A 24,600-nucleotide genomic window follows, 5' to 3' on the forward strand; every position below is an offset into this window, starting at 1 on the left:
CTGCGCTACACTCGAAGATGTATCCAGCGTGATCGTCCTGCTTTCTGGATTGACGCGCCGCAACACACCATGACCGAAACCGTCATCCCCCTCTACGATCTGCGCGACGGCCAGCACCATCGCGCCACGGTGCCTGCCGTGCCGGACATGCTCGTCCCCGCGCAGGGTTGGCTGGCAGACACGCGCGGCCGCCGGCTGCACGATCTGCGCATCTCGGTCACGGATCGCTGCAACTTCCGCTGCGTCTATTGCATGCCGAAGGACGTGTTCGACAAGGACTACCGCTTCCTGCGTCACTCCGAGTTGCTGTCGTTCGAAGAGATCGAGCGCATGGCGCGCCTGTTCATTGAGCACGGCGTCGAGAAGATCCGCCTCACAGGCGGCGAGCCGCTGCTGCGCAAGGACATCGAACGCTTGGTCGAAATGCTGGCACGCCTGACCACGATGCAAGGCAAACCGCTGGACCTGACACTCACCACCAACGGTGCTCTGCTGGCACGCAAGGCGCAATCGCTCAAGGATGCCGGCCTGAACCGCGTGACCGTCAGCCTGGATGCCATCGACGACGCGGCCTTCCGCCGCATGAACGACGTCGACTTTGCCGTGGGTGAAGTGCTGCACGGTATCGAGGTCGCGCAAAAGGTGGGCCTCGCGCCAATCAAGGTCAACATGGTCGTCAAGAAAGACGACAACGACAGCCAGATCGTGCCGATGGCGCGCCACTTCCGGGGCAGCGGCATCATCGTGCGTTTCATCGAATACATGGACGTGGGCACGACCAACCACTGGGAGATGGGCTCCGTCGTGCCTTCGGCCGAGGTGGTCAAGCGCCTGTCCGAAGCGTTTCCGCTGGAGCCGGTCACCGCCAACTACAGCGGCGAGACCGCCGAACGTTGGCGCTATGTGGATGGTGCGGGCGAGATCGGCGTGATCTCAAGCGTCACGCAGGCGTTCTGCCACGACTGCACCCGCGCGCGGCTGTCGACCGAAGGCAAGCTGTACCTGTGCCTGTTCGCGACCGAAGGCTTCGACCTGCGCGCCCTGCTGCGTGGTGGCGCGTCCGACATCGAACTCTCCAATACGATTCGTGCCATCTGGCAGGGCCGTGCAGATCGCTACTCCGAACTGCGTGCCAACGGCCAGGCCCATCCGGCCGGCCGGCGCATCGAAATGTCCTACATCGGCGGCTGAGCCCGCTTAGCCAACCACATGATTCCGACATCCGACATCACCGGCCTGATCCTGGCCGGCGGCCGGGGCAGCCGCATGGGCGGCGTCGACAAGGGCCTACAGACCTTCCGCGGCGCGCCGATGGCGATGCATACACTGATGCGCCTGTCGCCGCAGGTGGATCACATGCTGATCAACGCCAACCGCAATCTGGCCGCGTACGAGTCGTTTGGCGTGCCGGTGGTAGTGGATTCGGTGCCGGACTTTGCCGGGCCGCTGGCCGGTGTGCTCGCGGGGCTGGAGCAATGCCAGACGCGCTATCTGCTGACTGCACCGTGTGACTCGCCATTCGTGCCAACCGACCTTGCAGCCAAGCTCTCGGCCGCGCTTGAATACGCCGACGCGCGTATCGCCATGCCGGTGACGATGGAGCCGGATGCACACGGTCAACCGCGCAAGCAGGTACAGCCGGTATTCTGTTTGATTGATGCACTGCTGGCTGACGACCTGATCGCCTACCTGCAAGGCGGTGGCCGTAAGATCGAAACCTGGACAGCGCGCCACTCAACGGTGGAAGTGCTGTTCGACGACACCGCCGCCTTCGCCAACATCAACACGCTGGAAGAACTGCACCACCTGGCCGAGCGCCGCTAGAGCGCCGCCCTCTCCCTCACCGACGTCATGACCACCCTCGCCTCCGTCGTCTCCTGCTTGTCCGATTACGATCCGAACGCACTGCCCGTCGCGCAAGCGCAAGCCATCATGCGCGGCTTCGTGCAGCCGGTCAGCGGCTTTGCACGCGTGCCGATCCGCAGCGCGCTCGACCGTGTGCTGGCTGAAGATGTGCTGTCGCCCATCGACGTGCCTTCGCATGACAACTCGGCGATGGACGGTTTCGCCTTTGCCAGCACAGAACTCTCGCGTGGTGAAGGTGAGGTGTCGTTGCGCGTCATCGGCACGGCGTACGCAGGTGTCGCCTTCGACGGTGCACCCGGCGCCGGCGAGACCGTACGCGTAATGACCGGCGCCGTCATGCCCGCCGGCTGCGATACGGTGATCCCGCAGGAATTCACTCAGTGCGATGCGAGCACCGTCCGCTTTGCCCGCGATGCCGTACGTACCGGCGACAACCGCCGCCTGCGCGGCGAAGACCTCGCCCAGGGCAGCGCAGCGCTGGCGGCCGGCCGCATCCTCCGCCCGGCCGATATCGGCATGCTCGCCTCATTGGGCATCGCCGAAGTGGCGGTGCGCCGCAAGCTGCGCGTAGCGTTCTTCTCCACCGGCGACGAGCTGCGTTCCATCGGTGAACCACTCGACGCGGGCTGCGTGTACGACTCGAACCGCTACACGCTGCACGGCATGCTCTCGCGCCTGGGCGTGGAACTGATCGACATGGGCGTGGTGCGCGACGACCCGGCCGCGCTCGAAGCCGCCTTCCGCAGCGCCGCCGAAAACGCCGATGCAATCATCACCTCAGGCGGCGTGTCCGTCGGCGAGGCCGATTTCACCAAGCAGATGATGGCCAAGCTCGGCGACGTGACCTTCTGGAAGATCGCCATGCGCCCAGGCCGGCCGATGGCCTTCGGGCGCATCGCTTCCAATGGCCGCAGTGCATTCCTGTTCGGCCTGCCGGGCAACCCCGTGGCGGTGATGGTGACGTTCTATCACTTCGTGCGTGGCGCCCTGCTGCGCATGATGGGTGCCACCGAACCGGGCGCGCCGCTGGTGCCGGCCGTGAGCGTGGCACCGATCCGCAAACGCCCTGGCCGCACGGAGTATCAGCGCGCCATTGCGGCGTTGAACGATCGCGGTCAGCTCGAAGTGCGCCTGACGGGCCAACAAGGTTCGGGCGTGCTGCGTTCCATGAGTGAAGCGAACTGCTTTGTGGTGCTCGCACATGAGCAAGGGCAGGTCAACGCGGGCGATGCGGTGCAGATCCTGCTGTTCGACGGACTGGTCTAGCCCGTTGCTGCGATAGGGCAGCCCCATCACGGTGCGGGCGTGGCGCTCACGGCGCCTTGTGCTGGAAGCAACGTCGCATGTTGTCGGTTTTTTGCGTCACCCTCGGGGCGCGGGTATCGGCGGGTCGGTCGATTCGCTACACTTTGCGCCAGTTTGACTGTTTGAGCTTGTGTGACGCCATGATGACCAAGGAGATTGCCTACCTCCACCCCGCCCACACAGCGCGTGCGCTGGTGCTGGTCTACCTGTGTTTCTCGCTTCCGGTCGTGGGGCTGTTCTTCTTTGTCGGCTTTGTCCGCTATGGTGAACTGCCGACGATCGTGGTGCTGAGCGGATTGATACTCAATGCGCTGGTTGGTTTTGGCGCGCTGTGGCTCGCCTGCCATGCCTACAACTGGGTCGCTGAGCGTTTTGGCGGCATCGAAATCTTGCTGCGCGACGTGCCGGAAGAAACCTGATCTAGGTACCTACGGATAAAAAGAAGGGGCGGAAATTTCCGCCCCTTTTCTTTTGCTGATGCTAATGCTGATGGCCTATTCCGCCTCGGCTTCGTCATCCTGCCCATTCAACGCCGGGGCCGTTTCCAGCCCCAGCACGTTCTGCGCGGAATCGCTCGGCAGCGCTTCCACAGCCTTGAGCTTTCGATTCATCTGACGCGTGCGCACCTCGGCCTGCTCGATGTTGCTGACGGCGCGTTCCAGTGTCTTCTTGGTCGCGGCCAGCACGTCGCCGAATTTGCCGAACTCGCTCTTCACTGCACCCAGCACTTGCCAGACTTCGCTGGAACGCTTTTCCAGCGCCAGCGTGCGGAAGCCCATCTGCAGGCTGTTCAAGATGGCCGTGAGCGTGGTCGGCCCCGCCACCGTCACGCGGAATTTGCGCTGCAGCTCATCGGTCAAGCCCGGGCGGCGCAACACCTCGGCGTAGAGGCCCTCCGTCGGCAGGAAGAGGATCGCGAAGTCGGTTGTAGCCGGCGGCGCGATGTACTTCTCGTGGATGGTCTGCGCTTCCTTGCGCACTGCGACTTCCAGCTCTCGGCTGGCGGCAGCAGCGGCATCCGCATCAGCACGCTCCTGCGCGTCGAGCAGGCGCTCGTACTGTTCCTTCGGGAACTTGGCGTCGATCGGCAGCCAAACGGTGGCGTCGCGGTCCGCATCGGTCTTGCCGGGCAGGCGGATGGCGAATTCCACGCGTGCGCCGGTGCCTTGCACGGTCTCGACGTTCTTGTCGTATTGCTCTGGCGTGAGCATCTGTTCCAGCAGCATCTCAAGCTGGACTTCGCCCCAGGTGCCGCGCGTCTTCACGTTGGTCAGCACCTTCTTCAGGTCGCCCACGCCTTGGGCCAGCGCCTGCATTTCACCCAGGCCGCGGTGCACCTGCTCCAACCGATCCGACACCAGCTTGAACGATTCGCCCAGGCGTTGCTCCAGCGTGGCGTGCAGCTTTTCGTCGACGGTGCGGCGCATCTCGTCGAGCTTGGTGGCGTTGTTGGCCTCGATGTCCTTGAGCTTTTGCTCCAGCGTGGCGCGCACCTCGGCCAGACGGCGTTCGTTGCCCTCGCCCAGTTGGGCGAGCTGCTGCTGCATGGTCTCACCGAATCGGCGCAGCGCATTGCCCTGCTCTTCGCGCGCCTGCTGGGCCTGCTGCTGCAGGCTCTGACGCACGGCTTCGAGCTGCTGGGTATTCGTCTCGGTCAGCTTGGTGAGCTGCTGGGCGAACGTGTCGATCTGGTTGTTCTGCAGCGTGGCGACGCTGGTGAGTTGGGTCGCCAGCACTTGCTGGAACTGGCCAAGCTGCTGCGTGACGTCGCTGCGGCCGATGCGGGCGGTCTCGGCAATCTCGCCTCGCAACTCGCGCTCGATGCGTTCGTTGCCACGCGCAAGCTCCCGCATGAGCCCATCCTGCAGCGCAGCCAGCAGTGGCGACACATCGTTCACAGCCGGGCGCGACACGCCACGCCAGATCAGCACACACAGCACGGCCACGATGGCCACGCCAAGCAACGTCAGTAAAGCCAACCAATCCATAGGGGTGTTCGATCAGGAAGCGGTGCGCTGCACAGTCAGCGCATCTGGGTTCAACAGGTTGGGCGGCTGGCCTGCGCGCGGGCCAAAACCGAGTGCGGCGATCAAGTTGTCAGCCGCCATGTTGGCCATGCCGAGGCGAGTGCCCAACGTGGCACTGGCAATGTGCGGTGTGAGCGCGACATGCTCGGCTTCCAGCAGGGCCGGATGCACCTTCGGCTCGCCCTCGTACACATCAAGGCCGGCCGCGAAGATGCGCTTTTCAGCCAATGCCTGCGCCAGCGCTGCATCATCGACGATGCCGCCACGCGCGAGGTTGACCAGCGTGGCGGTCGGCTTCATCTGCGCCAGCTCAGCCGCACCGATGGCATGGTGGCTTTCCTTGGAATACGGCAGCACCAGCACGAGGTGATCGGCTTGCTTCAGCAGTTCTTCCTTGCTGACATACGCGGCACGTGTGTCCTGCTCGATCTCGGGCGCAAGCCGGCTGCGGTTGTGATAGATCACGCGCATCGAGAAGCCGCTCGCACGCCGCGCCAGCGCCTGCCCGATACGGCCCATGCCGAGAATGCCCAGCGTGCTGCCGTACACCTCGGCACCAAGAAACATGTCATACGTCCAGCGCTTCCACTGCCCCGCGCGCAGCCAGTGCTCGGATTCCGGCACGCGGCGCGCAGCCGCCATCAGCAGCGCCCAGCCGAAGTCGGCGGTGGTCTCGGTCAGGATGTCCGGCGTGTTGGTGGCGAGAATACCCGCGCGCGTCATCGCCGCGAGGTCGAAGTTGTTGTAGCCGACGGCCATGTTGCACACCGCGCGCAGCGTCGGTACACGGTTGATCAGGTCGGCGTTGATGGTGTCGGCGGCGTTGGACAGCAACCCCACTCGGCCCTGCAGGCGCTCGGCCAGGGCCTCGGGCGGATAGACGACGTCCGCCTGGTTGTCGATCACGTCGAAGGTTTCGCGCAGGCGTTCCAGCACTTCGGGAAACATCGCGCGGGTGACAAGGATTCCGGGTTTCATACGCTCAGCACACGTTCGGTTAGCGGAAGAAAACGAAGGTCATCAATACAAAGATCGGCACCAGAATGCACACCGACCACAGCATGTAGCCGAAGAAGCTCGGCATCTGCAGGCCGCGGCTTTCGGCGATGGCCTTGACCATCAGGTTCGGCGCATTGCCGATGTAGGTGTTGGCGCCCATGAACACCGCTGCAGCCGAAATGGCGGCCAGCGTGGAAGCGCCTTCGGTCATCAGCATCTTGGCATCGCCGCCCGCGGTGTTGAAGAACACGAGATACGTCGGCGCGTTATCCAGGAAGGACGAGAGCAACCCCGTCGCCCAGAAATACATCGCGTTGTTCGGCTGCCCGGCGCCGTCGTTCACGAGACGAACGATCATCGCGAACGGACCATCCACGCCCGCCTTGAGCATGGCGATGACCGGCCCGATGGTGATGAAGATGCCGGCGAAAAGCTTGGCGACTTCCAGGATGGGCTCCCAGTTGAATTCGTTGCCGGTGCGGGCGCTGGCGGGCGTGAGCCACAGCGATAGCAAGGCGATGCAGACCAACCCGATGTCACGCACCACGTTCTGCAGCAACACCTCAGTGCCCATCACGTGGAAAACGATACCGGGCTTCCACAGCCCGCTCATCAGCACGAGGCCCAGGATGCCGGCCAGCAGGATGAAGTTGACGTTGCCCTCGAAGCGCAGGGGGCCGGCATCATCCGGTGTGGCATCGGTGATGTTGGGCAGCTCTTCCTTGCCCGTGTGGTAGTAGTAGCTGTCGACCGCGAAGAAGATCGCCAGCAGCAGCACCCACATCATCAGTGTTTCGCGCCAGAGGTATTTCGCAGTCCAGAAGAAGTCGACGCCCTGCAGGAAACCGAGGAACAGCGGCGGATCGCCCAGCGGCGTCAGTGCCCCGCCCGCGTTGGCCACCAGGAAGATGAAGAACACGACGACGTGTGCGCGGTGCCGGCGTGCCTCGTTGGCGCGCAGCAGCGGCCGGATCAGCAGCATGGCTGCCCCGGTCGTCCCCATGATGCTGGCCAGTCCCGTGCCCAGCGCAATCAGGCCGGTATTGAGTTTGGGCGTGCCGTGGATGTTGCCGCGAATACAGATGCCGCCAGCCACCACATACAGTGCGGCGATCAGCGCGATGAAGGGAATGTACTCTGCAAGCGCCGCGTGAACTACCGAGGCGATGGCCGCCTCACCGCCGAAGCCGATGCCGAACGGCACCAGAAACGCCAGCGCCCATGCTGCTGCGATCTTGCCGTAGTGGTCGTGCCAAAGCTTGGGGGCCAGAAGCGGCGCAATCGCAATCGACAGCAGGATGCCGGCAAACGGCACACCCCACCCGAGCGACAACTCCGCGCCATTCACGTCGGCCGCACGCGCCAGACCACAGACAAACAGGAAGACAAGGGGCCAGAGGCGTTTCACGTAGGCGTTCTCCTAAACGTTGGCGCGCTGCGAAACCACGCGCCGCACGAACAAAGACGCCAGTGTAAACGCCTAGGGCCTATCAGCCGATGAAACGTACACACATGTTTGACAGGGCTGCCTGGGCCGCCCCAGAGCGTCAAGCGCCCGTCACGACGATCACGTGCACGCGGTACGGGCCGTGCGCGCCCAGCACGATGGTCTGCTCGATATCCCCCGTGCGCGACGGCCCGCTGATGACGTTGGTGGCGCGCGGCAATTCGCCCCGCTCCGCACGCATCAGCGCGTAGGCATCCTCCAGGTGGGCAACGATGCGCGACTGCGGCACCACGGCGATATGTGTCTCGGGAAGCAACGCCGCGGAGGCCACGTTCTCCGGCCCCGACAGCAGCATCAGCGAGCCAGTCTCGGCAATCGCGCAGAAGCAGCCGGTGATGCCGACAAGGTCGCCGTGGTCATGGTCGGCTTGCGGCTCACGCACAGGCGGGCGGAATTCAACGTTGATGCCAGCGGTAGCCCAATCAAGCGATTGCAGCGTCGTCCACGCCACCGCCTGCGGCTTGAAGTTCAGTCCCGACAGGTAGCGAGCAGCGGCAGCGGGCACATCAGCCAATGCGGCGACGGACTCCAGCGTGGAAGCCATCTTCAGCGCCTGCTCGGCAAAGTGGGCGGCGAGGTTCTCGGGCATCGGCGGGCGTGGACCGGCCGGATGGCGTGCGAGGTAGTCAGCCACAGCATCGCGCTCGCCCTGCGTGGGCTGCTCGGGACGATGCTGCGCGTTGCGGATGCGCGCGAAGATGGCGTCGCGTGCGCGGGTCGTGTCGAGCGGATCAACAGGATCCTGCGTGGGGGAATCGGCTCGTGTGGTCATGTCCGGAACGGCTTGCGTGGGATCGGTCGATTATACGAGCCGGTTGTGAGCGCATCGCGCCAGCACCAGGCAATGCCGTTGAAAGTTATTGGACGCCCGCGTGAGCCCGATTGCATGCCACGCTACTGCACGCCAAACACCTGCTTGAGGTACGTGAGATAGGCCGGGTCGTCACACATGGTCTTCTCGGGCGCGTCCGACAGCTTGGCGACGGGCTGCCCGTTGCAGCGGACCATCTTGATGACGATCTGCAGTGGTGTGTAGCCGAGATCGTTGGTCAGGTTGGTGCCCACGCCAAAGGCCAGCTTGCAGCGCCCATGGAAGCGCTCAAACAGGGCGATGACCTTGGGCATGTCCAGGCTGTCGGAGAAGATCAGCGCCTTCGACTTGGGCTCGGCGCGCATGTCTTCGTAGTGCTTGAGCATGCGCTCGCCCCACTCGAATGGGTCGCCGGAATCGTGGCGCACGCCGTCGAAGAGCTTGCAGAAGAACATGTCGAAATCGCGCAGGAAGGCGTCAAAGCCATAGGTATCCGACAGCGCAACACCCAGGTCGCCACGGTATTCCTTGGCCCAGGTTTCCAGCGCGAAGGTCTGCGAATCCCGCAGGCGCGGGCCGAGCGCCTGGCAGGCCTGCAGGTATTCGTGCGCCATCGTGCCCAACGGCGTCATGCCGTGCTTCATGGCGAAATAGACGTTGCTGGTGCCCGCGTACTGCGCGCCAAGCTGCGTGCGCGTCTCCAGCAGCACATGCTCGTGCCAGGTGTGCGAGAAGCGGCGGCGCGTGCCGTAGTCGGCGATGCGGCAGTCTTCCAGGCCCGGGCGCATGAGCGAGCCCAGCTTGTTGGTCAGGCGGCGCTTGCCTTCATCCCATTGCGGGTGGCTCTGCGTGCGGCTGAAAAACACCTCGTTGACGATGGCCAGTACCGGCACCTCGAACATGATCGTGTGCAGCCACGGTCCGGCGATCACGATCTCGATCTGGCCGTCGTTGCCGACGTCATTGACAACAGCCGGGCGCACCTCGATGTACTTCTCGTTCAGGTGGAACAGGCCGAGAAAATCGACGAAATCGCTTTTGATGAAGCGCAGGCCGCGCAGGTACTCCAGCTCCGCCTCGGTAAAGCGCAGCGTGCAGAGATGGCGGATTTCGGCGCGGATCTCCTCGATGAACGGCACCAGATCAACGCCGGCATTGCGGCACTTGAAGCGGTATTCGACGTGTGCACCAGGAAAGTGATGCAGCACCACCTGCATCATGGTGAACTTGTACAGATCGGTATCGAGCAGCGAGTGGATGATCATTGCTTCATTGCGGCGGCGCGCCAAAAACCACGTGGATTGGGCGTCATGCTAACCGAAGCCCACGAAGTCACCTGCGGCCGTCATAGAAATCCGCCCGAAACACCGCTTTTACGCCCTCGCGCAGGCGGGAAACCCCTTGATTCCGCTATAATTTCTGGTTTCCGACCGGATTTTTTGCACCATGGAAGCAGAACGCCTCAATGCCATTCAGAACACGTTGGCCGACCTGAAGACGCGCGCCGACGACCTTCGGGGGTATCTTTGACTACGACGTCAAATCTGAACGTCTAGTTGAAGTCGATAAAGAACTCGAGAACCCCGAGGTCTGGAACGACCCCAAACGCGCCCAGGAGCTGGGCCGCGAGAAAAAGTCGCTTGAAACCGTCGTGCTGGCACTGACCAAGCTCGACGAAGACCTCACCGGCGGTGCAGAGCTGTTCGAACTCGCCCGCGAAGAGGGTGACGACGACACCATCGAGGCCATCGAAGCCGACGCCGCCAGCATGCGCGCCATTGTCGAAGACATGGAATTCCGCCGCATGTTCTCCGGCCCGATGGACGCCGCCAACTGCTTCCTCGACATCCAGGCCGGTGCCGGCGGTACCGAGGCGTGCGACTGGGCATCGATGCTGCTGCGCCAGTACCTGAAGTACTGCGAGCGTAAGGGCTTCAAGACCGAAGTGCTGGAAGAGTCCGAAGGCGACGTCGCCGGCATCAAGAGTGCGTCGATCAAGATCGAAGGCGAATACGCCTTTGGTTTCCTGCGCACCGAAACCGGCGTGCACCGCCTGGTGCGCAAGTCGCCGTTCGACTCGGCGGGTGGCCGCCACACGTCGTTCACGTCGATCTTCGTGTACCCGGAAGTGGACGATTCGATCGAGATCGAGGTCAACCCGGCGGACCTGCGTGTCGATACGTACCGCGCTTCCGGCGCGGGCGGCCAGCACATCAACAAGACCGATTCGGCCGTGCGGATCACGCACATCCCGACCGGCATCGTCGTGCAGTGCCAGAACGACCGTTCGCAGCACCGCAACCGCGCTGAGGCGATGACGATGCTGAAGTCGCGCCTGTACGAGCACGAGCTGCGCAAGCGCCAGGCCGAAGCCGACAAGGCGGAAGCCGCCAAGACTGACGTGGGCTGGGGCCACCAGATCCGTTCCTACGTGTTGGACCAGAGCCGCATCAAGGATCTGCGCACCAACGTGGAAATCTCCAACACGCAGAAGGTGCTGGACGGCGATCTTGATCCCTTCATTCAGGCCAGCCTGAAGCAAGGCGTCTAACCGAGTCTGAACGACTGCCATGTCCGACACGTCTTTGTTCATCCTGACCGGTGCCTCGCGCGGCCTGGGCGCCGCACTGGCCCAGGCACTGATGCAGCCCGGCCATCGCCTGATCTGCGTGGCGCGCGGCGATAACGCCGAGCTACGCGCGCAGGCGGCTGCCGCTGGCGTGACGCTCGACTGGGACCAGGTCGACCTGTCCGACGCATACGCCGCCGAGGCCTGGATGACCAAGACGCTGGCCGCCCTGCCCGCCCACGCCAACGTGACGCTGGTGATCAACGCCGGCGCGGTCGAGCCGATCGGCACCATCGACACGCTGCGCGCCGACACGCTGCTGCCGCACCTGCAATTGAACCTGGCGGGCCCCATCGCACTAACCGCTGCCATGCTGCGCGGCACCGCCGCGTGGAACGCACAGCGCCGCGTGCTGGCGATCTCGTCAGGCGCCGCGCGCCGGCCGATCGCCGGCTGGGCTGCGTATTGCACTGGCAAGGCTGGGCTCGACATGTTCGTGCGCGCTCTCAACGCTGATGGCGACGCCAGCGTGCGCGCCGTGGCGCTGGCCCCGGGCGTGATCGACACCGACATGCAACGCACCATCCGTGGCGCCGACTTTGCCGGCGTGCAGCGCTTCCGCGATCTGCACGCGCATGGCGAACTGGTCTCGCCGCAAGACGCCGCCGCGCGCATCGCCGCCTACCTCGCCCGCCCCGACTTTGGCGCGACCGAGATTGACGATCTGCGCAATTACGCCGCTTGATCCTCACCCTCAGCGCCTGACACGACTCTCCTCTCATCACCACCATGACCGAACAGAACAACCCGGCCGAATCGAACGCCGTCGTGCCCGCGCAGGATGACAACAAGATCATCGCCGAGCGCCGCGAGAAGCTGGCAGAGATCCGCCAGCAAGGCGTGGCCTTCCCGAACGATTTCCGCCCGACGCACCACGCCGGCGATCTGCAAGCCAAGTACCGTGAGCTTGAGCAGACCGCACTGGAAGCCGAGCCGGTGCAAGTGGCGATTGCCGGCCGCATGATGCTCAAGCGCGTGATGGGCAAGGCCAGCTTTGCCACCGTGCAAGACAGCACCGACCGCATCCAGTTCTACATCAGCCGCGACGCGGTAGGCGAAGACGTCTACGCCAGCTTCAAGAAGTGGGATCTGGGTGACATCGTCGCCGCCCGCGGCACGCTGATGAAGACCAAGACCGGCGAGCTGTCCGTCGCCGTGACGGAGCTGCGCCTGCTCTCCAAGAGCCTGCGCCCGCTGCCAGGCGACTTCTATGGTTTGGCCGACCAGGAAGTGAAGTACCGCCAGCGCTACGTCGACCTGATCGTCTCGAAGGAAACGCGCGACACCTTCCGTGCCCGCACCAAGGCCATGGCCTCGCTGCGCAACTTCATGGCCGGCAACGGTTTCATGGAAGTGGAAACGCCGATGCTGCACCCGATTCCGGGCGGCGCGGCGGCCAAGCCGTTCATCACGCACCACAACGCGCTGGACATGCAGATGTTCCTGCGCATCGCGCCGGAGCTGTACCTCAAGCGCCTGATCGTTGGCGGCTTTGATCGCGTGTTCGAAATCAACCGCAACTTCCGTAACGAAGGGGTGAGCCCGCGCCACAACCCCGAGTTCACGATGATGGAGTTCTACGCGGCCTACACGGACTACCGCTGGCTGATGGACTTCACCGAGAACCTGATTCGCCAAGCCGCGATCGACGCTTCGGGCACCGCGACCCTCACCTACGGCGGCCGCGAGCTGGATCTGGCCAAGCCGTTCCACCGCCTGACGATTTGCCAAGCGATCCAGAAGTACGCGCCGCACTACACCGACGCGCAACTGGCTGATGTCGACTTCCTGCGCGCCGAGCTGAAGAAGTTCAAGATCGACACCAACGCGCCGCAATTCCTGAACGCCGGCGTGGGCACACTGCAACTGGTGCTGTTTGAAGAGACGGCCGAGTCGCAACTGTGGGAGCCGACCTTCATCATCGACTACCCGGTCGAAGTGTCGCCGCTGGCACGCGCCTCCGATACGCAACCGGGCATCACCGAGCGTTTCGAGCTGTTCATCACCGGCCGCGAAATCGCCAACGGCTTCTCGGAGTTGAATGACGCGGAAGACCAGGCGGAACGCTTCCGCAAGCAGGTCGAACAGAAGGATGCCGGTGACGAAGAAGCCATGTTCTACGACGCTGACTACATCCGCGCCCTGGAATACGGCATGCCCCCGACGGGCGGCTGCGGCATCGGCATCGACCGCCTGGTGATGCTGCTGACCGACAGCCCGAACATCCGCGACGTGATCCTCTTCCCGCACCTGCGCCGCGAAGACTGATCGTCCGGAACATTGGCCTGAAAAGAACGCCCCTCCGGGGGCGTTTTTCATTGCACGCGCGAGCGCAGTTCACGCGCCCACCCCGCTATTTGTAACATCCCCCTGACTTTACAATGTGTATCAAAGCGCGCCAAGCACATGATTTTTAAAGAGAAAATCGAGCTACAGATGCTTACAAATTAAAACGGCATCCGTTTGGGCGATGAACCACACTGTGATCATCGCAGGGCCAAAACGATCACTAACGATCACGGCCGCAGGAGAACGATGATGAACAACAACATCCAACCGAACCAAGGTCAACCCTACGGCGGCACGTCGCCGGGCCAAGTGACCCCGACCCCGAATTCGCGCCGCATGCATCCGCTGATGGCCACGGCCGCTGTTGCCGTGATCATCGCCAGCCTGACGGCGGTGGCCGCCATTACCGGCGTGCTGCCGATCTCGAAGGCTACGCAGGGCAGCACCGATCCGAACGTCGCAGCGCAATCGGCAACGGCAGCGCCAGGCGCTTCCGCTCCGATGGCACTGGCCGCTCCGGGCCAGACGACGCAGCCCAACCAAGCCGCACCGTATCCGGCACAGAACATGGCGCCGCAGCCTTCGCCGGCACGCCAACCGGCCTATGCAGAGCGAGCACCGTCAACTAGCCCGAGCTATGCACAAACGCAGCAGCCGCGCCCGACAGCCAGCCCGTACGCTGGCCGTGTGACGTCGATCACCCCGATCACCACGCAAGGCAAGGAAACCGGCCTCGGCATGATTGGCGGTGCAGTCGTGGGCGGCTTGCTGGGTAACCAGATCGGCCGCGGCAACGGCCGCACGCTCGCCACGGTGGGCGGCGCGGTGGCGGGCGGCTACGGGGGCCACGTGGCGGAAAACTACTACAGCCGTGACACCCAGTACCGCGTGAACGTGCGCATGGACAACGGCACGAACCGCAGCTTCACCTACAAGGCAGCACCGGGCTTCCAAGCTGGTGAGCGCGTGCATATCGAGAACGGCACGCTGGTGGCTGGCTGACTCGCAGTCGCTCACGCGCCAAAAGAAAAACCGGCCTTCAGGCCGGTTTTTTCATGCGTGTGCGTTTGCGCTGCACGCTTATTCCGCTTCGTCGATCCACGCCTGCTGGATCGCTTCAAGGAATTTTTCGCCGCCGCGTTTGTGGTCGTCGTCAAAGCCATCCAGTTCGACGACCTTGTTGTGCAGGTCGACGAAGCTCAGGCGCGTCGGATCGACGTCCGGGTACTTGTCGTACAGCGCTTCCGCGATCTGCTGGATGTCATTCCATTTCATGTTGAGGCTCCCGTTCCACCACCGGCCGCGCGGCTCAGTGGTTTTCCTTGGCGTGGTTGATGGTGTACTTCGGGATCTCGACCGTCAGGTCCGTATCCGCCACCTTGGCTTGGCACGACAGGCGCGAGTTCGGCTCCAGGCCCCAGGCCTTGTCGAGTAGGTCTTCTTCCTTCTCAGTCGCCTCATCCAGCGAGTTGAAACCCTCGCGCACGATCACGTGGCAGGTCGTGCAGGCACACGATTTCTCGCAGGCGTGCTCGATCTCGATGTCTGCACCCAGCAGCGCATCGCAGATGGTCGTGCCGGTCTTGGCTTCGATCACGGCCCCTTCCGGGCAGTACTCGACGTGAGGAAGGATGACGATTTGTGGCATGAAAAAACTCGTTCAATAAAAGGTTGGGAACACGGCCGCCGATCGTGAATCGGTCAGCCAAGCTCCTCGATACGTTTGCCGGCCAGCGCCTTGCGAATGCCGCGGTCCATGCGGCGTGCAGCAAATTCGTCGGTGCCGTGCGAGAGCGCATCCACAGCGTCCTTGATGGCGCGGTGGTCTTCGCCCTCGATGGTGGTGCGCAGCGCAGCGATTTCGGCATCGATGGCGGCACGCTCTTCGGGCGACAGCAGATCGCCATCAGCCGCCAGCGCCTGCGTCAGCGCTTCGAGCAGGCGTTCGCCTTCGACACGCTCTTCCGCCAGTGCGCGGCGTCGCATGTCGTCCTCGGCAGATTGGAAACCTTCTTGCAGCATGCGTGCGATGTCGTTATCACCCAGGCCGTACGAAGGCTTGACGGCAATCGATGCTTCCACGCCCGACACCGTTTCGCGTGCGGCCACCGACAGCAGGCCATCCGCATCCACCTGATACGTCACGCGGATACGTGCGGCGCCCGCCACCATCGGCGGAATGCCGCGCAGTTCGAAGCGCGCCAGCGAGCGGCAGTCGCTCGCCAGTTCGCGCTCGCCCTGCAGCACGTGGATCGCCATGGCGGTCTGGCCATCCTTGAAGGTGGTGAACTCCTGCGCGCGCGCCACGGGAATCGTGCTGTTGCGCGGGATGATCTTCTCGACCAGGCCGCCCATCGTCTCGACGCCCAGCGACAGCGGAATCACGTCGAGCAGCAGCCAGTCTTCGCCCGGTGCGCGGTTACCGGCCAACAAGTTGGCCTGCATGGCCGCGCCGATGGCGACCACTTGGTCCGGGTCCAGATTCGTGAGCGGCGTACGGCCAAACAGTTGGCCGACCGCGCGTCGGATGATCGGCATGCGTGTCGCGCCGCCCACCAGCACCACGCCTTTCACCTCTTCCACGGTGACCCCCGCATCGCGCAGTGCGCGGCGCACGGGCGACAGCGTCTTCTGCACGAGATTGGCGGTCAGCTCGGCAAAGGTCTCGGTGGTCAGCACGAGGTGCACGGTCTCGCCGGTGGAAAGCACGGCGTCAACCTCGGTGCTATCGGCAGTGGAGAGCCATTCCTTGGCGGCACGCGCCTTGTTCAGCAGCAGGCGCGTGTCTTCGGCCGACAGCGGCTGCAGACCAGCCTGCTCGACGATCCAGCACACGATGCGCTGGTCGAAATCATCGCCGCCCAGCGCGGAATCGCCACCCGTCGACATCACCTCGAACACGCCCTTGGTGAGTTTGAGCACGGAGATGTCGAACGTGCCGCCACCCAGGTCGTAGACCGCGTAGATGCCCTCGGCTGCGTTGTCGAGGCCATAGGCAATGGCAGCAGCGGTCGGCTCATTCAGCAGGCGCAGCACGTTCAAGCCAGCCAGCTTGGCCGCGTCCTTCGTAGCTTGGCGCTGCGCATCGTCAAAGTACGCCGGCACGGTGATCACGGCGCCGACGAGATCATCGCCCAGCGTGTCTTCCGCGCGCTGGCGCAGCGTGGCGAGAATCTCCGCCGACACCTCCACCGGGCTCTTCACGCCGGCCACGGTCTTGAGCTGCACCATGCCGGGCGCGTCGACAAAGTCGTACGGCGTGTTCTCGATGTGAACGACGTCCTTCAGGCCGCGGCCCATGAAGCGCTTAACCGAAATGATGGTGTTCTTCGGGTCACGCACGGCTTCGGCCTGGGCCTTGTAGCCGATATGCGCGCCGCCCGTCGGCAGATAGCGCACCACGGAGGGCAGCAGCGGGCGGCCCTGATCATCGGGCAACACTTCCGGCACGCTACTGCGTACGGACGCTACCAGCGAGTTGGTCGTGCCCAGGTCGATGCCCACCGCCAGACGGCGCTGGTGCGGTGCGGGCGATTCGCCGGGTTCGGAAATCTGCAGTAAAGCCATGGGATGTCTCGATTGCGCGGGTGCGGTTGCCAATGCAGCAGGCTGTGCCCAACCCAATATTGTCGCAAAGTCTCGTGTTCTAGTCGTCCAGCCGGTCGATTGCCTCGGCAGTGTCGCGCTCGATCTTTTCAATGAACATCAGCTGGCGAACCGCATCTGCGGCTGCGGCGCTGTTGCCGTCACCGTTGAGCAGCCCCGCCAGCGCAGCGTAGCGCGTGCGCTTTTCCTTGCGCAGCATGCCGAGCAGCGAGTCCAGCGCATCGACGTCGCGCTCGGCCTTGGCATCGCCCAGCGACTCGCGCCACTCCATCTGCTGCATCAGGAACGCGGGCGGCATGGCCGTATTGTTCTCGGCCTGCACATCAATGCCGCGCAAATGCAGCAGATACGTGGCGCGCTTGAGCGGATCGCGCAGTGTCTGATACGCCTCGTTGGCGCGCGTGGCCCATTGCATGGCGACACGGCGCTCGGCGTCACCCGCATGGGCGTAGCGATCCGGGTGCGCCTGCGATTGCACGGTGCGGTACGCGGCGTTCAGCGTGTCGTCGTCGACCTCGAAGTGTTCGGGCAGACCGAAGAGGGAGAAATGCGTATCGCTGGAGTTCATGAATAAAAAAAGCGGCTATGCCGCCTTTGTGTTGCTTATTCGACCGGTTCGCCCCGATCGCACTTCAGGCACTCCACCACCACGCCGATCTTGCTGGCGCGCCCGGCTTCGGTTTCGGTCCAGGGCCGTTGTTGCCAGGGCGGATCATGGCGCATGTGCTGGCCGTGTCCGCAAGCGAGACGGGCGACCCAGTGGCCTTCCTCGTCCCGCTCGAAACCGACAATCGCTTGCTTCAAATCTTCCCGCTCAGACGCGGAACGACTCGCCGCAACCGCACTCGTCCTTCACGTTCGGGTTGTTGAAACGGAAGCCTTCGTTCAACCCTTCGCGTGCAAAGTCCAACTCGGTACCATCAATGTACGGCAGGCTTTTCGGATCGACGATCACCTTGATGCCGTTGGATTCGAACACCTGGTCTTCTGCGGCAATCTCGTCCGCGTATTCGAGCTTGTAAGCCAAGCCCGAGCAACCCGTGGTCTTCACGCCCAGGCGCAGGCCCACACCCTTGCCACGGCGGGTCAGGTAGCGGGAGACGTGCTGCGCGGCCTTGTCGGTCAGGGTGATCATGCTGCGTCCTTTCTATCGATCCGGCCCAACACTCAAGCAGCCTTCTGCTCGGCAGTGCCGTGCTTTTCCTTGTAGTCGGCCACAGCCGCCTTGATGGCGTCTTCCGCCAGGATCGAGCAGTGAATCTTCACCGGCGGCAGGGCCAGTTCTTCAGCGATGGCCGTGTTGCGAATTTCCAGTGCTTGGTCCAGCGTCTTGCCCTTCACCCACTCCGTCACCAGCGACGACGAGGCGATGGCCGAGCCGCAGCCGTAGGTCTTGAACTTTGCGTCTTCAATCACGCCCTGCTCGTTGACCTTGATCTGCAGCTTCATCACGTCGCCGCAGGCCGGCGCGCCGACCATGCCGGTACCGACCGTGTCGTCGCCTTTCTCGAAGGAACCGACGTTGCGGGGGTTTTCGTAGTGGTCCAGAACTTGGTTGCTGTAAGACATTTCACACCTCTTTCAATCGTTGGCTGGCGCCTACTGATACCAGTACCGCCGTTTATCCGTTGTCCGTCAAACGCCGCGCTTAGTGCGCCGCCCATTGAATGCTGTTCAGATCCACGCCGTCCTTGTACATCTCCCACAGCGGAGACAGGTCGCGCAGCTTGCCGATCTTGCCCTTGAGCAGTTCGACCACGTAGTCGACTTCTTCTTCCGTCGTGAAGCGGCCGACCGTGAAGCGGATCGAGCTGTGCGCCAGTTCGTCGTTGCGGCCCAAGGCGCGCAGCACGTACGACGGCTCCAGCGATGCCGATGTGCAAGCCGAGCCCGACGACACGGCAACGTCCTTGATCGCCATGATCAGCGACTCACCTTCCACAAAGTTGAAGCTGATGTTCAGGTTGTGCGGCACACGGGCTTCCATGTCGCCGTTCACGTACACCTCTTCCATCGTGTTCAGGCCGCGGTACAGGCGGTCACGCAGCATACGGATGCGCTCGTTCTCGGTGGCCATCTCTTCCTGAGCGATGCGGAAGGCTTCGCCCATGCCAACGATCTGATGCGTGGCCAGCGTACCTGAGCGCATGCCGCGCTCGTGACCACCGCCGTGCATCTGCGCTTCGATGCGGATACGCGGCTTGCGGCGCACGTACAGCGCACCGATGCCCTTCGGGCCATACGTCTTGTGTGCCGAGAACGACATCAGGTCGACCTTCAGCTTCTGCAGGTCAATCACCACCTTGCCCGTGGCCTGTGCGGCATCGACGTGGAAGATCACGCCCTTCTCGCGGCAGATCTCGCCGAGTTGTTCGATGTCCTGAATGACGCCGATCTCGTTGTTGACCATCATCACCGAGGCGAGGATGGTGTCCGGGCGAATGGCTTGCTTGAAGACTTCGATATCGATCAGGCCGTTGTCCTGCACGTCCAGATACGTCACTTCAAAGCCCTGGCGCTCCAACTCACGCGTCGTGTCCAGCACAGCCTTGTGCTCGGTCTTGACGGTGATGATGTGCTTGCCCTTGCTGCTGTAGAAGTTGGCCGCGCCCTTGATCGCCAGGTTGTCGGACTCGGTGGCACCCGACGTCCACACGATTTCGCGCGGATCAGCGTTCACCAGCGCGGCAACTTGCTCGCGCGCGGTCTCGACAGCCTTTTCAGCTTCCCAGCCAAACGGGTGGCTGCGCGAGGCCGGATTACCGAAGCTCTCACGCAGGTACGGGATCATCTTGTCGACCACGCGCGGGTCCACCGGCGTCGTCGCGGAATAGTCCATGTAGATGGGAAGATGCGGGGTGCTCATATCTTGTCTGCCTTGTGTGGGGGGCGATGTTCTATGTGTGGGACTGGCTCGGTGGCCGGACCTCACGCTGGCGCAATCACGACTGCGCCAGGCTGAAAACGGAGTTGACCAACGGCGGACGCTTGACTGGCTCGGCGGCCACCGACGTGGTGACGGACGTATCAACGCTACGGGCACGGGCCGGCGCACGTTCGCGGCGGGCCGGGCGCGCGTCACGCATGTCCTGAATCACTTCGGGCTGGCGTTCGCGTTGCTGGTCGACCAGGTTCTGCAGCGACACCGAGTCGAGATACTCGACCATCTTCTGGTTGAGCGTCGCCCACAGGTCATGCGTCATGCAGCGGCCGCTCTGCCCGGCGGCATGCTCTTCGCCGCCGCAATTGCCCTTGCCGCCGCACTGGGTGGCATCGAGAGGCTCATCCACGGCGATGATGATGTCGGCAACGGTAACGTCGTCGGCACGGCGCGCGAGGCTGTAGCCGCCGCCCGGACCGCGCACGCTTTCCACGATTTCGTGGCGGCGCAGCTTGCCGAACAGTTGCTCAAGGTACGACAGCGAAATCTTCTGGCGCTGGCTGATGCCAGCCAGCGTGACCGGACCCTGCTCTTGGCGCAGCGCCAAGTCAATCATGGCGGTGACCGCAAAGCGGCCTTTGGTGGTCAATCTCATAGCGTCGGGGAAATACCTGATCGTTTTGCTCAAGTATAAAGGAACCCGACAAAATCGGTCAACTAAGGTGTCGGGGGATTCCGCGTCGCAGCAAGGGGATTTGCTGGTCCCACCTGGGTGGGCAACCGCGCGGCAGGCCGTATTGTGGACTAAAACAATCAACCACGTCGGGTAGGGCCATCTCGCCACTCCTGCACTGCACCTTGCTAGCGCCATGCGCGAAGCGCCACCAATGCGGGTTTTCCTTATGCAACGGACAACCTAAATCCATTGACTTTTGTTACGGGGCCACCGAGACTGTTGGATACGCAAACGTTTGCGAACGACGCGGCGCGATTGCCCTTAGGAATAGCTTACGAATCCCAGGGTAACGACGACCGCCTCCACCCAAGCCCTAGACAGGCCCCCTTCCTGGAGGAGACACCATGGATATCCGTCGCCGCCGCGCCCTGCAACTTGGCGCGGGCTCCGCTGTAGCCCTTGCTCTGCCGTTCTCACTCGCGCGTGCCGCCAATCAGCCCCCCAAAGTGGCGCTGGTGATGAAGTCGCTGGCCAACGAGTTCTTCCTGACCATGGAGACCGGTGCGCGCAAGCATCAGAAGGAGCACGCCGCCGACTACACGCTGCTGTGCAACGGCATTCGTGACGAGACCGATACCGGCGGCCAGATCCGCCTGGTCGAACAGATGATCGTCGCGCGCGTGGATGCGCTGGTGCTGGCACCGGCCGATTCCAAGGCGATGGTGCCGGTGGTCAAGAAGGCGGTGGACGCGGGCATCCTCGTCATCAATATCGACAACCGGCTGGACCCGGCTGCGCTCAAGGAGAAGGGACTGAACGTGCCCTTCGTTGGCCCGGACAACCGCAAGGGTGCGCGCCTGGTGGGTGATTTTGTCGCCAAGGCGCTCAAGCCGGGCGACGAGGTGGGCATCATCGAGGGCATTCCGACCACCACCAATGCCCAGCAGCGCACTGCCGGCTTCAAGGACGCGGCCGAGGCTGCCAAGCTGAAGGTCACCGGCGTGCAGTCGGGCGAATGGGAAATCGACAAGGGCAACAAGGTGGCCGCCGCCATGCTGCGTGCACAGCCTGATCTCAAGGCCCTGCTGTGCGGCAACGACAACATGGCGATTGGCGCTGTGTCGGCCGTGCGTGCGGCGGGCAAGCTGGGCAAGGTGCTGATTGGCGGCTACGACAACATCGATGCCATCAAGGCCATGCTGGCCGACGGGCGCGTGGTGGCCACGGCAGACCAGCACGCCGACCAGCAAGCGGTGTATGGCATCGAGACCGCGCTGAAGGCCTTGGCCGCCAAGACGCCGCAGGCGAAGTTGTCGGGCGTTGTAGAGACGCCGGTCAACCTCGTCACGCGCGCCTGACCTGATAGATAGACAGGCAAGCCGCCGCCAGCCATGTCCACCGCCCACGAACCGCGCCCGCCACTGCTGCGCGCCTCGGCCATCAGCAAGCACTACGCCGCCCCCGTGCTGCGCGAGATCGATCTCGACGTGTACGCCGGCGAGGTGCTTGCGTTGACGGGCGAGAACGGCGCGGGCAAGAGCACGCTCTCCAAGATCCTCTGCGGGCTGGAGACGGCAACGTCCGGTTCGATGACGCTCGCGGGCACGGGGTACGCGCCGGCTTCGCGCAGCGCGGCGGAAGCGCTGGGCGTGCGCATGGTGCTGCAGGAACTGAGCATGGTGCCCACGCTGACAGTGGCCGAGAACCTGTTTCTCGGCCAGTTGCCGCGCCGGCTGGGCTTTGTCGACCGCCCCACGCTGCGCCGCCAGGCCGAGCAAGCCCTCGCCCGTGTCGGCCTGGACCTCGATCCGTGGACACCCGTGGACACGCTCGGCATTGGCCACCGGCAGATGATCGAGATCGCCCGCGCGCTGGCCAGCGCTTGCCGCGTGCTGATCCTCGACGAGCCGACTGCCATGTTGAGCGCGCACGAAAGTGCGACGCTGTTCGCGCGCATCGACGCACTACGCCGCGAGGGCGTGGCGATCATTTACATCTCACACCGGCTCGATGAGTTGGCGCGCATTGCCGACCGCATCGTCGTGCTGCGCGACGGCAAGCGAATGACCGATGCGCCCGCCGCCACCGTCACGCAAGACGCGTTGATTCAGGCGATGGTCGGGCGTGACGTCGCCGCTTCATCTGAGGGGGAACGTGCCGTACGCGAACCGTGGCCCGGCGATGGGTCCCCCGCCCTGCGCGTGACTGGACTCACACGTGCATCGGCAGTGCGTGACGTGTCGTTCGAGGTGGCGCCGGGCGAAATCTTTGGCATTGCTGGCTTGGTGGGTGCGGGACGCACGGAGTTGCTGCGCCTGATCTTCGGCGCGGACCGCGCGGACGCTGGCACCATCGAAGCGGGCTCGCCGCTCAAGCCGGTGCGTATCCACTCGCCCGGTGACGCAGTGCGCCAAGGCATCAGCCTGCTCACCGAAGACCGCAAGGACGAAGGCCTGATGCTGGGCCTGCCCATCGCCACCAACATCGCACTGGGCAATATGCCGGGCGTGACCAAGCGCGGCTGGCTGCAGCCTGCGCGCGAGCGAGCACTGGCGGAGCGGCACATCGGCGCGCTGCGCATCCGCTGCGCCGGGCCGGAGCAGCCAGTAGGCGAACTCTCCGGCGGCAACCAGCAAAAGGTAGCGATTGCCCGCTGGCTGGAGCGCGATACGCCCGTGCTGCTGTTCGACGAGCCAACACGCGGCGTGGATGTCGGCGCCAAGTTCGATATCTACGCCCTGCTCGATGCACTGGCCGCACGCGGCAAGGCCCTCGTGGTGGTGTCCAGTGATCTGCGCGAGCTGATGCAATTGTGTGACCGCATTGGCGTCATGCGCGCCGGGCGCCTCACGCAGATCTTCCCACGCGGCGGTTGGAGCCAAGACGCCCTGCTCGCTGCCGCTTTCGGCGAATCCAACCCGCCGGCCCCCAAGTCATCTCCGGAGACCGCCGATGCGCTCTGATTCCACCCTGCCGCCGGCCGGTACCAACAACACGCCAGCGACATCACGCGCCGCGGTGGGCATGTCGCTCGGCGCCATCGGTGGGCTGCTGGCCGCGCTGATCGCGATGCTCGTGCTGTTTGGCACGCTGTCGCCCACGTTCTTCACGCTGCCCACCTTCACCACCATCGCCAACGAAATCCCCGACCTGCTGGTGATGGCGGTGGGCATGACCTTCATCCTGATGATCGGCGGCATTGATCTATCGGTGGGCTCGGTGCTGGCGCTGGCGGCCTCGGTGCTGTCGATTGCCATGACCAGGCTGGGCTGGGGCGTGCTGCCCGCAGCGCTGGCGGGCGTGGTGGTGGCGACGGCAGCCGGTGCGGTGACCGGCACGGTCACGGTGCACTGGGGCATTCCGTCGTTCATCGTCTCGCTGGGTGTGCTGGAAATGGCGCGCGGCCTCGCCTACAGCCTGACTGATTCGCGCACCGCCTACATCGGCAGCGCGGTCGACTGGATGGCCAACCCGATCGCGCTGGGCATCGCGCCGTCGTTCCTGATTGCGATTGCGGTCACGGTGATCGGCCAGATCGTGCTGGTGCGCACGGTGTTCGGGCGCTACCTCGTCGCCATCGGCACCAATGAAGAGGCCGTGCGGCTGGCGGGCGTGAACCCGCACCCTTACAAGATCGCGGTGTTCGCGCTGATGGGGCTGCTGTCGGGCCTGGCCGCGCTGTTCCAGGTATCACGACTGGAAGCAGCCGACCCGAACGCGGGCGTGGGCATGGAACTGCAGGTGATCGCGGCCGTGGTGATCGGCGGCACGAGCCTGATGGGCGGACGCGGTTCAGTCGCGCGCACGCTGTTCGGCGTACTGATCATCTCGGTGCTTGAGGCAGGCCTCGCACAGATCGGCGCCTCCGAGCCCACCAAACGCATCATCACGGGCGCGGTCATCGTCGCGGCCGTGGTCATGGATACGTATCGCAGCAGACGCAACAGCCGATCCGGCAACCAATCCGGTCGTAGCAAGCACCACTAAAGAGACAGAGGAGATCG

At 64.0% G+C, this 24,600-nt stretch carries 25 protein-coding genes; 11 read left to right on the top strand and 14 right to left on the bottom strand.

Annotation, left to right across the window (positions count from 1 at the left end):
* Nucleotides 1-69: 69 nt before the first annotated feature.
* From moaA to PI87_RS03570, 4 genes are all read left to right on the top strand, one after another.
* Nucleotides 70-1,191, top strand: a complete 1,122-nt coding sequence (moaA, locus tag PI87_RS03555; RefSeq protein WP_039596248.1) for a GTP 3',8-cyclase MoaA — start codon at nt 70-72, stop codon at nt 1,189-1,191.
* 18 nt (nt 1,192-1,209) lie between these two features.
* Nucleotides 1,210-1,824 carry a molybdenum cofactor guanylyltransferase MobA gene (gene mobA / locus PI87_RS03560; RefSeq protein WP_039596249.1) on the top strand — a complete coding sequence of 205 codons (615 nt, stop codon included), beginning with the start codon at nt 1,210-1,212 and terminating at the stop codon, nt 1,822-1,824.
* Nucleotides 1,825-1,851: 27 nt separating this feature from the next.
* Nucleotides 1,852-3,132 (top strand): molybdopterin molybdotransferase MoeA, encoded by a 1,281-nt coding sequence (gene moeA / locus PI87_RS03565; protein WP_039596250.1) that lies wholly within the window; start codon nt 1,852-1,854, stop codon nt 3,130-3,132.
* 179 nt (nt 3,133-3,311) lie between these two features.
* Nucleotides 3,312-3,590 carry a hypothetical protein gene (locus tag PI87_RS03570; RefSeq protein WP_039596251.1) on the top strand — a complete coding sequence of 93 codons (279 nt, stop codon included), beginning with the start codon at nt 3,312-3,314 and terminating at the stop codon, nt 3,588-3,590.
* Between the two features lie 75 nt (nt 3,591-3,665).
* Here PI87_RS03570 and PI87_RS03575 read toward each other — a convergent pair whose 3' ends face one another.
* The 5 genes from PI87_RS03575 to pncB all read right to left on the bottom strand — a co-directional run bounded on the left by PI87_RS03575 (nt 3,666) and on the right by pncB (nt 9,780).
* Nucleotides 3,666-5,159 (bottom strand): DNA recombination protein RmuC, encoded by a 1,494-nt coding sequence (locus PI87_RS03575; protein ID WP_039596252.1) that lies wholly within the window; start codon nt 5,157-5,159, stop codon nt 3,666-3,668.
* A 12-nt stretch (nt 5,160-5,171) separates the two neighbouring features.
* Complete coding sequence (locus PI87_RS03580) at nt 5,172-6,176, bottom strand: 2-hydroxyacid dehydrogenase (RefSeq protein ID WP_039596253.1); 1,005 nt, start codon at nt 6,174-6,176, stop codon at nt 5,172-5,174.
* A 19-nt stretch (nt 6,177-6,195) separates the two neighbouring features.
* Nucleotides 6,196-7,605 (bottom strand): sodium:proton antiporter, encoded by a 1,410-nt coding sequence (locus tag PI87_RS03585; protein ID WP_039596254.1) that lies wholly within the window; start codon nt 7,603-7,605, stop codon nt 6,196-6,198.
* A gap of 139 nt (nt 7,606-7,744) precedes the next feature.
* A complete protein-coding gene (locus tag PI87_RS03590) occupies nt 7,745-8,476 on the bottom strand; it encodes a LutC/YkgG family protein (protein ID WP_039596255.1) in 732 nt (243 codons plus the stop codon).
* A 122-nt stretch (nt 8,477-8,598) separates the two neighbouring features.
* Nucleotides 8,599-9,780 carry a nicotinate phosphoribosyltransferase gene (gene pncB / locus PI87_RS03595; protein ID WP_039596256.1) on the bottom strand — a complete coding sequence of 394 codons (1,182 nt, stop codon included), beginning with the start codon at nt 9,778-9,780 and terminating at the stop codon, nt 8,599-8,601.
* Nucleotides 9,781-9,961: 181 nt separating this feature from the next.
* On the opposite strand from pncB, the gene prfB reads away from it, so the two are divergent.
* From prfB to PI87_RS03615, 4 genes are all read left to right on the top strand, one after another.
* A protein-coding gene (prfB, locus tag PI87_RS03600; protein WP_157003068.1) for a peptide chain release factor 2 occupies nt 9,962-11,066 on the top strand; the annotation gives its coding sequence in 2 pieces (ribosomal slippage) (nt 9,962-10,042 and nt 10,044-11,066; 1,104 coding nt in all).
* A gap of 19 nt (nt 11,067-11,085) precedes the next feature.
* Complete coding sequence (locus PI87_RS03605; RefSeq protein ID WP_039596257.1) at nt 11,086-11,829, top strand: SDR family oxidoreductase; 744 nt, start codon at nt 11,086-11,088, stop codon at nt 11,827-11,829.
* 44 nt (nt 11,830-11,873) lie between these two features.
* A complete protein-coding gene (gene lysS / locus PI87_RS03610; protein WP_039596258.1) occupies nt 11,874-13,412 on the top strand; it encodes a lysine--tRNA ligase in 1,539 nt (512 codons plus the stop codon).
* A 270-nt stretch (nt 13,413-13,682) separates the two neighbouring features.
* Complete coding sequence (locus tag PI87_RS03615; protein WP_039596259.1) at nt 13,683-14,435, top strand: glycine zipper 2TM domain-containing protein; 753 nt, start codon at nt 13,683-13,685, stop codon at nt 14,433-14,435.
* Nucleotides 14,436-14,513: 78 nt separating this feature from the next.
* On the opposite strand, the gene iscX is transcribed toward PI87_RS03615, so the two are convergent.
* The 9 genes from iscX to iscR all read right to left on the bottom strand — a co-directional run bounded on the left by iscX (nt 14,514) and on the right by iscR (nt 20,575).
* Nucleotides 14,514-14,708, bottom strand: coding sequence for a Fe-S cluster assembly protein IscX (gene iscX, locus PI87_RS03620; protein ID WP_039596260.1), 195 nt, complete (start codon nt 14,706-14,708; stop codon nt 14,514-14,516).
* A 34-nt stretch (nt 14,709-14,742) separates the two neighbouring features.
* Nucleotides 14,743-15,081: an ISC system 2Fe-2S type ferredoxin gene (gene fdx / locus PI87_RS03625; protein WP_039596261.1), complete on the bottom strand. Its 339-nt coding sequence runs from the start codon at nt 15,079-15,081 to the stop codon at nt 14,743-14,745.
* Nucleotides 15,082-15,134: 53 nt separating this feature from the next.
* Entirely contained in the window at nt 15,135-17,000 is a 1,866-nt protein-coding gene (gene hscA / locus PI87_RS03630; protein WP_039596262.1) for a Fe-S protein assembly chaperone HscA, read from the bottom strand.
* A 79-nt stretch (nt 17,001-17,079) separates the two neighbouring features.
* Complete coding sequence (gene hscB / locus PI87_RS03635; RefSeq protein WP_039596263.1) at nt 17,080-17,607, bottom strand: Fe-S protein assembly co-chaperone HscB; 528 nt, start codon at nt 17,605-17,607, stop codon at nt 17,080-17,082.
* Between the two features lie 35 nt (nt 17,608-17,642).
* Nucleotides 17,643-17,843: a DUF3565 domain-containing protein gene (locus PI87_RS03640; RefSeq protein ID WP_039596264.1), complete on the bottom strand. Its 201-nt coding sequence runs from the start codon at nt 17,841-17,843 to the stop codon at nt 17,643-17,645.
* A gap of 10 nt (nt 17,844-17,853) precedes the next feature.
* Nucleotides 17,854-18,174 carry an iron-sulfur cluster assembly protein IscA gene (gene iscA / locus PI87_RS03645; protein WP_039596265.1) on the bottom strand — a complete coding sequence of 107 codons (321 nt, stop codon included), beginning with the start codon at nt 18,172-18,174 and terminating at the stop codon, nt 17,854-17,856.
* A gap of 32 nt (nt 18,175-18,206) precedes the next feature.
* Nucleotides 18,207-18,608, bottom strand: coding sequence for a Fe-S cluster assembly scaffold IscU (gene iscU, locus PI87_RS03650; protein ID WP_039596266.1), 402 nt, complete (start codon nt 18,606-18,608; stop codon nt 18,207-18,209).
* A gap of 79 nt (nt 18,609-18,687) precedes the next feature.
* Nucleotides 18,688-19,905 (bottom strand): IscS subfamily cysteine desulfurase, encoded by a 1,218-nt coding sequence (locus PI87_RS03655; RefSeq protein WP_039596267.1) that lies wholly within the window; start codon nt 19,903-19,905, stop codon nt 18,688-18,690.
* A 76-nt stretch (nt 19,906-19,981) separates the two neighbouring features.
* The gene (gene iscR / locus PI87_RS03660; RefSeq protein WP_039596268.1) at nt 19,982-20,575 is read right to left on the bottom strand and encodes a Fe-S cluster assembly transcriptional regulator IscR; all 594 of its coding nucleotides are present in this window, start codon (nt 20,573-20,575) and stop codon (nt 19,982-19,984) included.
* A gap of 425 nt (nt 20,576-21,000) precedes the next feature.
* Between iscR and PI87_RS03665 the strand changes: the two genes are divergently transcribed.
* Genes PI87_RS03665 through PI87_RS03675 form a run of 3 tightly spaced genes read left to right on the top strand, consistent with a single transcriptional unit; the run spans nt 21,001 to nt 24,583 of the window.
* The gene (locus PI87_RS03665; protein ID WP_039596269.1) at nt 21,001-21,954 is read left to right on the top strand and encodes a sugar ABC transporter substrate-binding protein; all 954 of its coding nucleotides are present in this window, start codon (nt 21,001-21,003) and stop codon (nt 21,952-21,954) included.
* 33 nt (nt 21,955-21,987) lie between these two features.
* A complete protein-coding gene (locus PI87_RS03670; protein ID WP_039596270.1) occupies nt 21,988-23,559 on the top strand; it encodes a sugar ABC transporter ATP-binding protein in 1,572 nt (523 codons plus the stop codon).
* Complete coding sequence (locus PI87_RS03675; RefSeq protein ID WP_052321382.1) at nt 23,549-24,583, top strand: ABC transporter permease; 1,035 nt, start codon at nt 23,549-23,551, stop codon at nt 24,581-24,583. Before PI87_RS03670 ends, PI87_RS03675 begins: the two co-directional genes overlap by 11 nt.
* Nucleotides 24,584-24,600 lie beyond the last annotated feature (17 nt).

Source organism: Ralstonia sp. A12, from assembly GCF_000801955.1.
Taxonomy (GTDB): Bacteria; Pseudomonadota; Gammaproteobacteria; order Burkholderiales; family Burkholderiaceae; genus Ralstonia.

Coding starts and splice junctions, on each gene's coding strand:
- moaA (WP_039596248.1), top strand. CDS start 70: ATGACCGAAACCGTCATCCCCCTCTACGATCTGCGCGACGGCCAGCAC.
- mobA (WP_039596249.1), top strand. CDS start 1,210: ATGATTCCGACATCCGACATCACCGGCCTGATCCTGGCCGGCGGCCGG.
- moeA (WP_039596250.1), top strand. CDS start 1,852: ATGACCACCCTCGCCTCCGTCGTCTCCTGCTTGTCCGATTACGATCCG.
- PI87_RS03570 (WP_039596251.1), top strand. CDS start 3,312: ATGATGACCAAGGAGATTGCCTACCTCCACCCCGCCCACACAGCGCGT.
- PI87_RS03575 (WP_039596252.1), bottom strand. CDS start 5,159: ATGGATTGGTTGGCTTTACTGACGTTGCTTGGCGTGGCCATCGTGGCC.
- PI87_RS03580 (WP_039596253.1), bottom strand. CDS start 6,176: ATGAAACCCGGAATCCTTGTCACCCGCGCGATGTTTCCCGAAGTGCTG.
- PI87_RS03590 (WP_039596255.1), bottom strand. CDS start 8,476: ATGACCACACGAGCCGATTCCCCCACGCAGGATCCTGTTGATCCGCTC.
- pncB (WP_039596256.1), bottom strand. CDS start 9,780: ATGATCATCCACTCGCTGCTCGATACCGATCTGTACAAGTTCACCATG.
- PI87_RS03605 (WP_039596257.1), top strand. CDS start 11,086: ATGTCCGACACGTCTTTGTTCATCCTGACCGGTGCCTCGCGCGGCCTG.
- lysS (WP_039596258.1), top strand. CDS start 11,874: ATGACCGAACAGAACAACCCGGCCGAATCGAACGCCGTCGTGCCCGCG.
- PI87_RS03615 (WP_039596259.1), top strand. CDS start 13,683: ATGAACAACAACATCCAACCGAACCAAGGTCAACCCTACGGCGGCACG.
- iscX (WP_039596260.1), bottom strand. CDS start 14,708: ATGAAATGGAATGACATCCAGCAGATCGCGGAAGCGCTGTACGACAAG.
- fdx (WP_039596261.1), bottom strand. CDS start 15,081: ATGCCACAAATCGTCATCCTTCCTCACGTCGAGTACTGCCCGGAAGGG.
- hscA (WP_039596262.1), bottom strand. CDS start 17,000: ATGGCTTTACTGCAGATTTCCGAACCCGGCGAATCGCCCGCACCGCAC.
- hscB (WP_039596263.1), bottom strand. CDS start 17,607: ATGAACTCCAGCGATACGCATTTCTCCCTCTTCGGTCTGCCCGAACAC.
- iscA (WP_039596265.1), bottom strand. CDS start 18,174: ATGATCACCCTGACCGACAAGGCCGCGCAGCACGTCTCCCGCTACCTG.
- iscU (WP_039596266.1), bottom strand. CDS start 18,608: ATGTCTTACAGCAACCAAGTTCTGGACCACTACGAAAACCCCCGCAAC.
- PI87_RS03655 (WP_039596267.1), bottom strand. CDS start 19,905: ATGAGCACCCCGCATCTTCCCATCTACATGGACTATTCCGCGACGACG.
- iscR (WP_039596268.1), bottom strand. CDS start 20,575: ATGAGATTGACCACCAAAGGCCGCTTTGCGGTCACCGCCATGATTGAC.
- PI87_RS03665 (WP_039596269.1), top strand. CDS start 21,001: ATGGATATCCGTCGCCGCCGCGCCCTGCAACTTGGCGCGGGCTCCGCT.
- PI87_RS03670 (WP_039596270.1), top strand. CDS start 21,988: ATGTCCACCGCCCACGAACCGCGCCCGCCACTGCTGCGCGCCTCGGCC.
- PI87_RS03675 (WP_052321382.1), top strand. CDS start 23,549: ATGCGCTCTGATTCCACCCTGCCGCCGGCCGGTACCAACAACACGCCA.